14 protein-coding genes are annotated in these 13376 nt (G+C 29.8%); 6 read left to right on the plus strand and 8 right to left on the minus strand.

The window, feature by feature from the left end; genetic code table 11:
- From Q0893_RS03880 to Q0893_RS03905, 6 genes are all read right to left on the minus strand, one after another.
- Complete coding sequence (locus tag Q0893_RS03880; RefSeq protein ID WP_299272580.1) at nt 1-1404, minus strand: serine hydrolase; 1404 nt, start codon at nt 1402-1404, stop codon at nt 1-3.
- 5 nt (nt 1405-1409) lie between these two features.
- Nucleotides 1410-2588 (minus strand): VCBS repeat-containing protein, encoded by a 1179-nt coding sequence (locus tag Q0893_RS03885; protein ID WP_299272582.1) that lies wholly within the window; start codon nt 2586-2588, stop codon nt 1410-1412.
- A gap of 8 nt (nt 2589-2596) precedes the next feature.
- The gene (locus tag Q0893_RS03890; protein WP_299272584.1) at nt 2597-3766 is read right to left on the minus strand and encodes a TlpA disulfide reductase family protein; all 1170 of its coding nucleotides are present in this window, start codon (nt 3764-3766) and stop codon (nt 2597-2599) included.
- Between the two features lie 12 nt (nt 3767-3778).
- A complete protein-coding gene (locus Q0893_RS03895; RefSeq protein ID WP_299272586.1) occupies nt 3779-4900 on the minus strand; it encodes a hypothetical protein in 1122 nt (373 codons plus the stop codon).
- Nucleotides 4901-5082: 182 nt separating this feature from the next.
- Nucleotides 5083-5826 carry a hypothetical protein gene (locus tag Q0893_RS03900; protein ID WP_299272588.1) on the minus strand — a complete coding sequence of 248 codons (744 nt, stop codon included), beginning with the start codon at nt 5824-5826 and terminating at the stop codon, nt 5083-5085.
- A gap of 111 nt (nt 5827-5937) precedes the next feature.
- On the minus strand, nt 5938-6852 hold the full coding sequence (locus Q0893_RS03905; RefSeq protein WP_299272590.1) for an AraC family transcriptional regulator: 915 nt from the start codon (nt 6850-6852) through the stop codon (nt 5938-5940).
- Between the two features lie 169 nt (nt 6853-7021).
- On the opposite strand from Q0893_RS03905, the gene Q0893_RS03910 reads away from it, so the two are divergent.
- On the plus strand, nt 7022-7858 hold the full coding sequence (locus tag Q0893_RS03910) for a hypothetical protein (protein WP_299272592.1): 837 nt from the start codon (nt 7022-7024) through the stop codon (nt 7856-7858).
- Here the strand turns inward: Q0893_RS03910 and Q0893_RS03915 are convergent.
- Together Q0893_RS03915 and Q0893_RS03920 are read right to left on the minus strand one after the other, a co-directional pair.
- On the minus strand, nt 7855-8112 hold the full coding sequence (locus tag Q0893_RS03915) for a hypothetical protein (RefSeq protein ID WP_299272594.1): 258 nt from the start codon (nt 8110-8112) through the stop codon (nt 7855-7857). The genes Q0893_RS03910 and Q0893_RS03915 overlap by 4 nt on opposite strands.
- A gap of 39 nt (nt 8113-8151) precedes the next feature.
- Nucleotides 8152-9060: an AraC family transcriptional regulator gene (locus Q0893_RS03920; RefSeq protein ID WP_299272596.1), complete on the minus strand. Its 909-nt coding sequence runs from the start codon at nt 9058-9060 to the stop codon at nt 8152-8154.
- Between the two features lie 119 nt (nt 9061-9179).
- On the opposite strand from Q0893_RS03920, the gene Q0893_RS03925 reads away from it, so the two are divergent.
- The 5 genes from Q0893_RS03925 (at nt 9180) to Q0893_RS03945 (ending at nt 13376) form a co-directional block, all read left to right on the plus strand.
- Nucleotides 9180-9686 carry a hypothetical protein gene (locus Q0893_RS03925; RefSeq protein ID WP_299272598.1) on the plus strand — a complete coding sequence of 169 codons (507 nt, stop codon included), beginning with the start codon at nt 9180-9182 and terminating at the stop codon, nt 9684-9686.
- Between the two features lie 108 nt (nt 9687-9794).
- Nucleotides 9795-11285: a serine hydrolase gene (locus Q0893_RS03930; protein WP_299272600.1), complete on the plus strand. Its 1491-nt coding sequence runs from the start codon at nt 9795-9797 to the stop codon at nt 11283-11285.
- 1 nt (nt 11286) lies between these two features.
- On the plus strand, nt 11287-11985 hold the full coding sequence (locus Q0893_RS03935; RefSeq protein ID WP_299272602.1) for a GLPGLI family protein: 699 nt from the start codon (nt 11287-11289) through the stop codon (nt 11983-11985).
- A gap of 7 nt (nt 11986-11992) precedes the next feature.
- Entirely contained in the window at nt 11993-12805 is an 813-nt protein-coding gene (locus Q0893_RS03940; protein WP_299272604.1) for an alpha/beta hydrolase-fold protein, read from the plus strand.
- A complete protein-coding gene (locus tag Q0893_RS03945; RefSeq protein ID WP_299272606.1) occupies nt 12798-13376 on the plus strand; it encodes a hypothetical protein in 579 nt (192 codons plus the stop codon). Before Q0893_RS03940 ends, Q0893_RS03945 begins: the two co-directional genes overlap by 8 nt.

The raw sequence follows: 13376 nt of genomic DNA on the forward strand, positions 1-13376 counted from the left end.
TTATTTTATCTCTTTTTTAAATATTACATTTTTAGTTTTTGTTGTATTCAAGAGCATCAGTTTTTTGTTTTCATCGTAAATGAATTGCATGTCATTTAGAATTATTGTGTTTTTATTAATGGGAGTGAATTCGTATTTATTGTTTTCAAAGTAAACATTAACCAATGTATTGCTTTCGATTTCAATTTTGCATTTGGTTTTTATTTCGTTTGAATGCCAATTGCCATTCATTTTTTGGTTTACCGAGAAGTTACCGGAAGAAATGATATTTTGTTTTGCCATGTTTTTTTCTTTTGATGCGGTTTTAGATAGATTCCAATTCGTTAAACTACTTATGATATTATAAGTGAGTTCTTCCACATTATATTTTGGATTGCTATTTGTTAAAATGACTAGGGCAAAGTTCTTTTCTGAGACGACAGCTATATCATGTGTATACCCACAAAATATGCCACCATGTTTGTATATACTATGATCGTTAATTGTTTCCTTGTAAAATCCGTAACCATAACTGTCTGTTAATGAGTCTAGGGTTTTTTCAACTCTAGTCATCTTAGCTAGAAAGTTTTCTATAGGAAAAGATCCAGTTAAATAGTTTTTTGCCCAAATACACATGTCGTTTAAATTGGAAACCAAACCTCCATCTCCAGTTACATAATCATTAGAATTGAAAGAATGATAACGTGCATTGTAAAAATAATAACCCCTTGCAACGGAGTCGAAATCATAATCTTCATGAAGAAATGATGTGTTATTCATTTTCAATGGATTGAATAATCTTTTGTTGGCAATACTATGTAATGGTTCTCCTAGTATTTTTTCTATTATTCTGGCTAGTAAAAAATAATTTGAATTAGAATAACTATACTGTGTTTTAGGAATAAAATTTAAAGAGCTTTGGGCGTTAATAATTTCAAATACTTTTTCGGGAACTGGTAGTTGATTTTCGGGATAACCCATTAAAGCAAAAAGCTCGACATAATCTTTAATTCCAGATACATGATGTATTAAGTCCTCAATAGTGACATCACTATATATCTTGTTTAAATTTGGTAGGAAGGTGATGACGTTATCGTTTATAGCCAATTTTTTTTCCTCAATGAGTGTCAAAATGATTGCTCCAGTAAATTGTTTTGATACCGAAGCCATTCTAAATTTAGTAAGTGAATGTATTCTATGTTTTGAGGTCAAATCAGACAGTCCTTCAAAATATTGTAATATGGTGTCATGAGTTACTAGTCCTATGGCATAACCAGGAGTCATAGAGTTTATATTGTACTTTCTATTGAACTCATTTAATGTTGACTCTATTTTAGTGTTGATTGTAGCCATTTCAGCATTTTGGCCATAGGATTTATTTAAAAAGGTTAATATAACTATTATGAATATTTTCTTAAGAGTCATAGGTTTTAATTACTCAAAAGTAATTTGTCATTACTTCCAAAACATGCTAAATAAATATCAGGTTTTGAGTCTTGATTAAAATCAGCAACCTCTATATCTACAACTAATCCGCTAATAGGGTATTTTATAAATTGTTCTGTATTTTCTTTAAAATTCCCTTTGCCATCGTTAATACCTATTGAAAAACCGTTCATTTTTCCTAATAATAAATCTAAATCGCCATCATTATCAATGTCATAAAAGTCAGCATCAACGGCAGCTATAGTGCTTTCAAAATGAAGTTGTTCTGTGCTTTTATCTATGTATTTTCCATTTTCATTGATTAATAGCCGTTGTATAGGATCTTTTTGAGTAAACATTTTTACGTTTGCAAAATAGATATCTAAATCACCATCGTTATCTACATCAGCAAAATCAGCTTCTCTGGTTTCTTCTGAAATCCCTGAAGTAAAGACTTCATTTGTTACATCTTTAAAATAGCCTTTACCATTATTTAGTAGTAAACGATTGTCACCTTCATTACCAACTAAAATATCGAGGTCGCCATCATTGTCATAATCGCCTACTTCTAAATCTTGAGTTACATCAGATATGGTTGGAAGTCTTGTTCTAGTATCATCAACCAAGTTTCCTTTCTCATTTTTTAGATAATAATTTTGTCCATTATTACCTATAATGCAATCCTTCCAACCATCGTTATCAAAATCACTAACCATTAAAGCGTTTGAAATTCCTTTTACAGGAAATTTATCTGATGCATCAATGAATCTATTACTCTCGTTTTGTAAGTATAGCTCATTTGTTTTGTCATCTTCTGTAACGAATAATATATCTAGTTTACCATTATTATCAATATCTTTTATTGTGACATCTTCGGAGTCATGATAAGGATAATATTGGTAAGGCTTAACTGCTTTTTTTGCATCCTTATCTGGTAACATGTGACTACCATCTGAGAATTGTCCTTTACCATCATTGATAAAAATCAAATTCTTATAAAATTCTACTGCTACTACAATATCTAAATCACCATCATTGTCTATATCTGCTACATTTGCATCCATAGAGTTATATGGAAGTTTTGCCGCTTCTGGCAAATTAGTAAATGTTACTTCTTTAAGCTCTTGAGCCTCTAGGGTAATACCAAATAATAAAGAGATAATTATATAAGTTGTTCTTTTCAAATTAAAATTTATTTTAATGTTAGGTCTATAACTTTACTCCAATCATGTAATCCATTTTCATTATACTTTTTTTCTGCATAAATGATGTTTCCTTTTTTATTTAAAATATATAGTGTAGGGTACATTTTAATTTTTATTTGTTCTGCAAGTTCTTCACCATACGGCAAATGTAAATACGTATAATCTTTAGATTTAAAGTACTTTTCGGCGGCATTAGGTTTGTCGTTAACCGAAATACCTATAACTACAACATCTTGGTTTTTGTATTTGTCATGTAATTTTTGAATATCTGGCATTGCTTTCTTACAAGGAGGACACCACGTTCCCCAAAAATCGATAACAACTATCTTTTCCTTAAATTCTGAAGATAATCTTAAATTGCCAGAAGCATCTTTTAGATACCATGCTGGGAATTTTTCTCCGATGTTTAGCAGACCAGTATTTTCAATGTTTTCATTTGTGGTGTAGTTAATTTTGTTGTGCTTAACTAATGTAAATGAATCATTAGAAAGAGTTTGGTTAACTTGATTTACCTTTATTGAAAATTTTTGAAGATTACTTTCATAAGCCACAGGATAGAACGTCTTAGAGTTAATCCACCAAGTGTACTCATATATTTTATTTTCACCAGAAAGAGGAGAAGCAATTGTTTTCTTTGCTATAAGTTTGTAACAGTTTTGGCCATCTTTTTTTTCTAATCCTAGTAATGATAAATCATCATGAATTATAAAACCTTTTTTAAGAAGTAATGGTCTTCTATAGATAAACAAATACGAACTACTTAATAAATCGATAACAGATTCTATTGTTGGGTCATCTATAATAGTTATTTCTCCATTCTGTTTTGGTTGCACAAACAACGTATTGCCATCATAAGAAAAACTAAATGTTGAAGTTTTTTTAACTTTATCCGTTAGTTGTATTATCGCTTTTTGTTTCGAGTAACCAAATCCATTGTTATTGTCAATATCTGTTCTTTCCTGTAAATTCTCACTTTTAGCTATATTACCATAATTGTCTTCTACGGTCATTGTATAGCTAATGGTCTTAATTTTATCAAAAACTTCATTTACTTTTTTTACCACATCTATTCCATTTTTTAAATCTTGAGAATAACTTGTACTTGCTGTAAACAAGACAAGAGTCGCTATGGTTAAATATGTAAATCTAATCTTCATTTTTAATGATGTTTATTTTGCTTTTTGGGCATTAGCTTGAGCTTGTTTTGCCCAATCTGTCCAGTCTGCATATTCTAGGTGTTCCAGTACTTTACCATTTCTGACAACTAGATTTGTTACCATTGGGATATTGAATTCAAATACAGCATCGGAATGCATCATACCTTGAAAGAATTTTGCAGGTATTTTGTAGCTATATGTACCCCAAACAGAAACATAGGGTCCAGAGTAAAACGCTTTTTCAAAAGTATATGAAGCATCTTGTACTCCGTTGAATCCGCTTTTCAGATCAGCTATAATTTTGTCTTTACCAATGCTTTTTTGTACTGCTGGATTAATGACTGCTGTTGAAGGGTCATACCAAAAGGATTCATCTGTATAGAAATTCCCTAATACTTCGTAATTCAAATCATAAAACGCTTTTAGATATATTTTGGCAATATCTTTTACAGACATGTGATCTCCTTTGGTAAATATCGAAGCTTCAAATTTTGGATTTAGTTCAATCTTTTTAAACTCTAGTTCATAAACTCCTCCATTAACTTTTTTAGGAAATGGAATTCCATCAATAAGTTGATATTCTTTATAAACCAATATTTGCTTGCTTTCTGCATCTTCAGTTTGGTTTATGAGATGGGTTTTTGAGTCAAGCCAGATATGAGAAATCTTACCTAGAGCGTCTATAACTTCAAGTTTGATTGTTTTTTTTTCATTAACAACTTCTTCGGTCAAATATTTAATTTTTGCACCATTGTTTTTATAATACCAAAGTTGGTTATCTATAGTTGCACTAGTAGAATAAGCATTTAGTTTTGCTTCATCATAATCAACAGGGTCATTAGCGCCAGCAAATTCATTGATTTCCCAGCCAGAATTGCCATTAATAACTACAAGCATTTTGGTTTTATTTAATTCTATTTTTCGACGCCATTTATCTGGGCGTTGTTTAAGTATCTCTAAGTTTAATGCTGTACCGTTTTGTATAAAAGCACCTTCTATTTTCAAGCTCTTAACAGTATTTAGTTTTGTTTGATTAAGAGCTTTAAAATGTTTTTTGAGTATAGAATTAACTTTAGCATCTTGAGCATTCATACTAAAGTTAACAAATAGAAGAGCAATTAGGATTTTTTTCATCGTTTAAAATATTTAGTGATTTGTAAATGTTTGTCAAGTGGAATCTATGTGTCAAATCAAAAAAAAAGTTATTAAAATGATGTGGTGATTATTGCTTAATAGTATGCTTGAGAGTAATATGCAATTTATATTGACAATGCTCTAAACGCAACCTACATGGATTTAAAGTTGTATTACAATTTTTAGAACAGCTTGATTTTGTAACGTTTTATACCATCCCAAACCTCTACCATTTTTAAGACCTCCCGATTGTTCTTGTCAATCCAAAATATAGCATGATTGTCTCTTTCATACTTAATTTTAAGCAACCAACAATCAACTTTATCAGCACTTCCAATGGTTATGGTGTCTTCTCCTATAACTTCATAGTTGTAATAATTGGGGCCATTAGGACTGCCTGGATGGTAAAAATTAATCCTAAAAGTCGTGTTTTTTTTTAAAGGTAAACATTGAAAAGTTTCTAAGTCTAATTCCCAGTTAAGTGTAGGTTCTTTCAGCTTTAAATAGAAATCCTTCTTAGAGTTTTGAATAATGCTATCTGACCCTTTTATATGATTTGATGTAAAATCGAAAGCATCTTTTTTAGTTGTTCCTACTTTTGCATAATGATAAATTGGGTAAAAATTTTCTTTTTGACAAATAGAATATACGGTTCTAAACTTCTCAGCCTTAGGTTTTTTCCAATGTTGCTCAATAACTATAGCGTCTTTATTATTAAGTTTTGAAAACTTAATTGTTCGCTCCCAAATAGAGATGTCTAAAACGTCACCATCTTTACTTTCCCTATAAACTAGATATTGTTTCTTTCCTTCTGTTAAATACGAAGTGTTTAGATTGTTCTTATTGATTGTTACAATATTATTTTGAGAGGTAATTATTGACTGAAAGAAAAGTGCGATGATTAACGTTGTAGTTGTTGTTTTCATTGTTTTTATTTTTAAAAAACAAAAACAATTGATGACTTGTGTGGTCATTATTGCTTAAAGCTATTAGACTTAAAAAACAGTCTTAACTTTTATGTGTTTTATAAATTTATACTATTTAATATTCATTTGCTTTTGGTAGATAGAAGGTAAAAGGCCATAGTACTTTTTAAAAACTTTAGAAAACGCACGATAATCTGTGAAACCACACAAGTCTGCAACCAAATTAATGCAGTGTCCTTTGCTTAATAATTCTTTAGCTTTTTTAAGTCGCAGTTCTATTATTTTTTTATATGGTGTTGTATTCATTATTCCCTGATAACACCTTAGGGAGTGATATTTGGACAAACAAGCTATTTGAGATAAGTTTTCTAGGGAAATATGTTCTGTGAAGTTGTCATGAATATAATGATTCATCAGATCAACACGTCTGTAGATTTCTTCACGTGTCGATAATTTTGAATGTGGTAATTGCGAGATTTTTGAATGAATATTAAGTTCGTTTTCTATTAGTAATTCGCCAAAAGTTAAATAAAATTGCTCTTCGTTATAGATTTCAGAAATAGTACCGTTTAGTAAATGATATTTTATGTTTTGAAGAGTATGCCCAAATTTACTATTATTGATTCTATTTTTTTGGGTAAAAAAATCTAGATTACTTTCATTATTAACAAATGGATTGTCAAGGCATAATTTCATTTTTTGACCAATAGAAGTAGCCAAACTATTTAGGAATTCATCTGTAAAACCAATACAAATACCAATAACAGGAGTTTTACTTTTTACTACAGCTTCTATTTCTACATGCGGGTTGGTTATAAGATAGCTTAGATTGTCAACCTGAATTTTTTTATTAATTGTATAGTAAGTTTCAAGACCAGTCATTGGAAATTTAACAACATAATGAGACGAAGATAGCTTTCCTTCAAAATGATTGACTTTTGAATAAAAAGCGGCATTTGTCTCTAGAGTCTTGTTTTCTCGCACAGTCTCTTGTCCTTTAAATTTATTTATTTGAAGCGATTTCATCTTGTTAAGCAATATTGACCACATTGATCAAATTTAATTATCAGAATTTTGGTTGGACATGTAGTGAAAGATATAAATAGTAATTATAAATGATTAAAATTTAACACTTCATTATAAAAATCACTGAATTTTTAGATATAAGAAGAAGGTTTATACTAAAAACATAAAAATGAATCATTTAACGCGCTTTTTGAAGATATTAAAAAATGAAGTTAGTATACTGAATGAGCATTATAAAAGAATTGAAAATGAGTGGGGAAGATTATGGTTTATAGATTGTGTTTCTAGTATTAAGATAGAAACCTATGAGACATTTGTTTATGCAGATTTGAAATATATAGAAGAGTCTAACGACGAACGACTTCCTATTCATTTTAAAAATTTCCTAGTAGAATTTGGTTGCTTTCATTTTACGGCTGAAGTAAAGAACCATTTTTTTAGTATTAAAACCCAAAACCCTAACAACAACCCACAAGATTTTAGGCGTTTCTTGGAAACAACACTTGATGAAAATAATCCAGACTATTTTTTTATGAGACCACATTATAGTGATTATAGAATACTTATGGAAATTGGAGAATCTTGGGCATCAGATTTTAGTGGAGGTATTGTTTATAATGTAAAGAAAGTTACTAGTGACCCAAATTCTAGAGCATTGTTTTTTTATAAAAATGATGACTTGTGGATCCCAGTACTTGATGAAGAGTACGAAAATGAAAATGTACAAAACCCTGTTAAAGCATATCCAGATGATATTTTTGAAATGACGGTAATAAGGGAATTAAAACGTTATTACGAATTTGCTTTTATAGATTTATCAGATCAAGGATTTAAATACACCAAAGCGATTGAAGAGGAATTTAAATATTACTTAGATGAGGTAAAAGATTCAAAAATTAACATAGACATTGAGGTTTACAAGACTTTATTAAAAATATTAGAAACGCTAAAAAATATTGATTATCTCTTTTGGCAGTTTTTTAAAGGTATTTCTTTAACTCATTAAAAGGGGAACCCTGTTTCTTCCATTAATTTCATACACTTATCATATTTATTTTGCATGATTTCATAATCATTAGAATAATATAATTCTAACTTGTTTTTGGTCTCACTGCTAATGCCTAAAAGGTAACCAGCAGGCATTTTTTTTAGGCAAACTGCAGATTGAGTTTTGTCATTTTCTTCTTTTGAAATTACAGGAAATTCTATCGCATCTCCCGATAATTCTATCGCTTCGTTTTCAGTTATTTTTTTTATCATACTCAAATTTGAGATCTATTTTAGGAAAACTTGTGGCAATTATTGCGCAATATTTTGTTTATACTGAGAAGGTGTTGAATGATAAGTTTTTTTGAATAACTTAGAAAACGCTCTATAGTCAGCAAACCCACACGAATCTGAAATCTCATTAATACTATAGCCTTTTAGTAGGAGATGCTCTGCCTTATTGAGTCGTAAGTTTATGATTTTTTGGTAAGGTGATATGCCTTCAATTTTTTGATAGCATCTAACCGCATGATATTTAGATAAACAAGCAATCTTAGCGAGTTCCTCCAAAGAAATATTACTTTGGTAATTATCATGAATATATTGATTCATTAAATCGATTCTTTTGTAAATTTCTTCTTGAGTGGAGAATTTAGATTGGTTTAAATTATTAATCTTTGATCTAAGTTCTAATTGATCATTAATAAGTAGTTCTCCTAAATCTAAGAAAAACTGTTCTTCGCTATAATCCTGATTTAACTGATTACATATCAAATTTGATTTCAAAGCTTCTAGAAAACAAGCGAGCTGACTATTTTTAATAGCATAGTTATGACTAACTAAGGTAAAATAGGTAAACTCTTCCTCTTTTAACTCCAAAGCATCTTTTAAGTCAGAATTTATATTAGTATATAAATTTTTTAAAAAATCTTCAGTAAAACCAATACATAGACCTTTTACAAGTTCATTAGAGTTGACCGTAACCTCAGTTTTCATCCCTGGATTTGTTAATAGATAATGCCCTTCAATGATATTATGTTTTTTACCATTAACAACATATGTTTCTTCACCTTTGATAGGCAATTTTATACCATAATGACCAGAATAGAGTTGCGTTTCAAAGGTATTTAATTCTGAATATACAATACTGTTAGAAGACTTGATTCCCTTGTCATTTCTAATCTTTTCCCCTTTATATGTATGTAATGTTAGTTTTCTCATAAATAAAAAGCAACAATGACCACATAATTATTATGTATTACAATGATTTTAGCTATTTAAATATTAAACGCTTAAAGTCACAATTCGTAACATAAATTATAAAAATTTTAACATATATCATGAAAAAAAACCTTCTAGTAATATTAGTAATTCTTGTAAGCCAAGTTAATTTATATTCTCAAAACAAGTACGATACCAACTCCGTTGATGGGGTCATAAATGCTACATATGACATTTTATCTGGTGAAGCAGGAGAGCGTGATTGGGAAAGTTTTAAAGCATTGTTTCATCAGTCCGCCAAAATGGGAGCTACTATTTTAGGAAAAGACGGTAAAAGAAGTTTTTATGGTTTTACGGTAGATCAATATATTCTAAATAATGATGCATTTCTAAAGAAAAGTGATTTTTATGAAGAAGAAATTGGACGAAAAGAATTAGTCTTTGGAGGTGTTGCAATGGTATACAGCGCGTTTCATTATAAGTTTTCAGAAGCTGGTAAAATCGAAGCAAGAGGAATTAATTGCATTCAGCTTATAAAAGAAAAAGGTCGATGGTGGATTACTAGTTTGATTTGGGAAGATGAATCTGAAAACAATAAAATACCAGACAATCTAATACATAAATAGTAGTTTGGTACAATTGGTTACAGTAATTATGCATTTCATGACATTTCATAAAGGGGAGTTTTTTTATTGTGAATAGTTTTAACTCATAACTTTAAAACCTATGCACATATGAAAAAAATAATTGTAACCTTAATTGTAATAGTGATGCTTTTGTCTAATGCCTTAACAGCGCAAGAGAGTAGAGAGCAAAAACTATCAAATTTTATTAATACAACTTTAAAAACTCTTCCAATAATCCCAAGTGTAAGTATAGCAATTTCTAATAATACAGAAACACTTTATGCTAATGGTTTTGGAAAATATGATATTGAAAATAACTTAAAATGTAATAGCAGCACTAATTTTTACATAGCTTCAACGACAAAAAGCTTTCTCGGGTTATTGGCAACACTATTGGATAATGAGGAAAAAATTGATTTCAACGAACAAATCACGAACTATAAACCTTTTAAGAACTTTTCTAACACAGATATTTTTAAAAACATAACGGTTTTAGATTTAATCACACATCAAAGCGGTATAGATAATCATTATCTTTCTTTTTTGTTGGCCTATTCTGGAGACTATACCAATGAAACTATAGTGAAACTTATAGAGGAAGAAACCTTTCAAAATGAAAAGAGAAAGGCTTTTGAATATAGTAATTTTGGATATTATCTATTGGGTGTCCTTATCAAAGAAGAGCTTGGATTAAGTTGGAAAGATCTACTTGATGAAAAGGTGTTTAAACCTTTAGATATGGAAAATACAACAGCATATATATCGCGTTCAAAAAATATTGCCAAGCCTTATGTTAGCGTGTTTCCGGAAAAATTAAAGAAAATACATTTGCAAAAATCTGATGCCACTATGCATGCTGCTGGTGGTTTAGTAAGCAATGCTAATGATATAGGTAAGTTTTTATCATTTTTCCTGAGTAAAGGAAAGCACAACACTGAAGCTTTAGTTTCAAAAGCATTAATTGAAAGTACTTACACTAAACATGTTTCAACTTCTCATGATGGGATTAAAGTGTTTGATGGAAAAGCCTATGGGAAGGGTTGGCGCATTGGAAACTTTAATAAACATAGTGTTGTTTATCATTTTGGAGGTTATTCTGGGTACTATTCGCATCTTTCTTTCTTGCCAGAAAAAAACTTAGGTGTAGCCGTATTTATAAATCATGAATTAGGATTACCAATTGCGAACCTAATAGCCAAATATGCTTACGATTTGTATTTAGGAAATGACTCTAATTTGAAAAAGCATGAAAAAACGTTGAAAAAAAAGATACCGAAATTACTAGAATCTGCTCAAAAGTCTCAAACGGCACACGAAAAAAAACAAGCAGCTAGAAGTTGGGAACTTTCCTTAGAAAAGCAAAACTACATAGGTCATTATTATAATGAAAAGTTTGGCACTGCCATTGTGACCTTTAATAATGGTGAAAATTATATAGAAATTGGGAATCTAAAGGCAGTATGCACACCTTTCCCTCAGTTGGATACAATGCGTGTAGAACTAATTCCTAATTCGGGAAGTGTCATAAAATTTATTGTAGAAAATAACGAATCAGTATCCATTTCTTATGGAGGAGAAATATTTAATAAAATAAAATAATATGAAATTGAAAATTTACAGTATGGTGTTTTCTGTTTTTATTGTGTTTACAGTATGTGCACAAGAAAAATCAGGAAAAGCAGTTTATCACGTAAAGCGTGATACTAAAGTCTCAGAAGGAAGTATGTTCATTAGTAATGAAATGGATGAGTTAATTTATGAAATGTCTAATGCAGATTACGAAGTTTTATTCAACGGTAATACAATGTCATTTAAAAGAGAAAAGTTAATAGTGTCCAAAAATAATAGGATTAATATCAATTTTGCAGATTTAGAAGTAACGGGATCGGATACATTATTCTCTAATTTAAAATCTAAAAATTTTGTTCATAAAAAATTATTTAATGGATCAAAGTTGTATTCGATTGAGGATGATTTGCCTAAAATAGAATGGAAAATTCATAACGTTGAAAAAGAAATTGATGGTTATAAATGCAAAAAAGCGACTGCAACATTAAAAGCTAACGAATATTTTTTAAAGGACACTGAGGCTACAGCTTGGTTTGTCGAGAATAAAACGATTGTTTTTCCTAGTAAATATTTTGGATTAACAGGAACCATCGTTGAGTTAACAGTGAATGACTTTAATTATAAATTGAAATCTCTAGAATTTTATGATGAAGTCGAAATAGTTTCACCAAAAGAAGGTATGCCTATAAGCCAAAAAGATTTCAAAAAAGTTTTCGATAACAACAAATAATTTTGTCATGAAGTATAGATATATCATTTTTGTCAAGCTCATAATACTATTGGTTTTTACTAATTGTTCTATTGATGATGATACGGTTAATACAGATAAAGTAGATATTATTAATTTTCATTCCAATATTGTAAATGAAGATTATGTGCTATATGTATACTTACCGCCAAGTTATGATAATAGTTCTAATGATTTTCCAGTACTATATCAGCTCGATGGAGATTTTACGGTAGAGCTTACAATAGAAAATGCAGAGTCTTTATCAGGTATTGAAGAGTTTATTATAGTTGGAATTGATTACTTAGGAAACAACAAGAGAGAAAGAGATTTTACGCCAACATATTTAGAGGATTTTCAAGATAGTGGAGGTGCAGATGTTTTTTATGATTTTTTTAAAACAGAACTCATTCCTTATATAAATTCAAATTATAGAGTAGATTCTAATTTTGGTAATACCTTGAAAGGACATTCCCTCGGAGGTTTATTTGCAACAATAGCGCTATTGAAACACAACCAAAATCCTAATGTTTTTAAAAATTACATTATTGAAAGCCCCAGCTTATGGTGGGATAATGGTTTAATGCTTAATGAAGAGCAACAGTTTTCAGAAGCTCATACTAGTTTAGATACAAAAATATATGTGAGTGTTGGTGAGTTAGAACAAGTGATTCAAAAACTATATTTTGAAACTTTTAAGTCACAGCTCTTAAGTAGAAATTATTTGGGTTTAATATCCCAATTTCAGATACTTCCTAATGCAAATCATAGTGATGTTAGAAATAATCCAGAGGCGTTAACCTATATTTATGAAGATGAGTAGTTTGAAATCAAGTTTTTTATTATTTATATCAATGGTTTCGTTAACCGCAACAGATGCACAAAATAAAAGACGGTTAATAGATGAATTACTGCTTAGAACCAATATTAATAGGATTGCAGATGATATTGTTGCAAGTATTGAAATAGAAATTAATAGAGATATCTATTATTGGAGTTTTGGCAAAGCACATGTGGGAATATCTACGCAATATGGCGTGTCTGTTATTGGGAATGACAATGCGCAGATTACTCAATCTAGAACGAGTTATTGGCAGTATATACAAGCTAATGTTGGACATCGTTTTTTATTTTTTAATAAACGATTGTCTACACTAACAAGTATAAAATTTGGTCCAAGTAATTTTTATCAAAAAGCAATATTAAATGACTCAAATTTGGAAATTAACAATACATATAAGTTTAGCAAAACTCAATTTACAATACAATCTCAAATAGGGGTTGGGTATAGGTTAGGAAAATCTTGGGGCCTTGAGTTAATGACTTACTTGCCTTTGAGTAATTCTAAATTAACACAATTAGGAGCAGGTCTTTCTCTTAACATAATGATTTAA

This window comes from uncultured Psychroserpens sp. (assembly GCF_947494225.1).
GTDB lineage: Bacteria > Bacteroidota > Bacteroidia > Flavobacteriales > Flavobacteriaceae > Psychroserpens.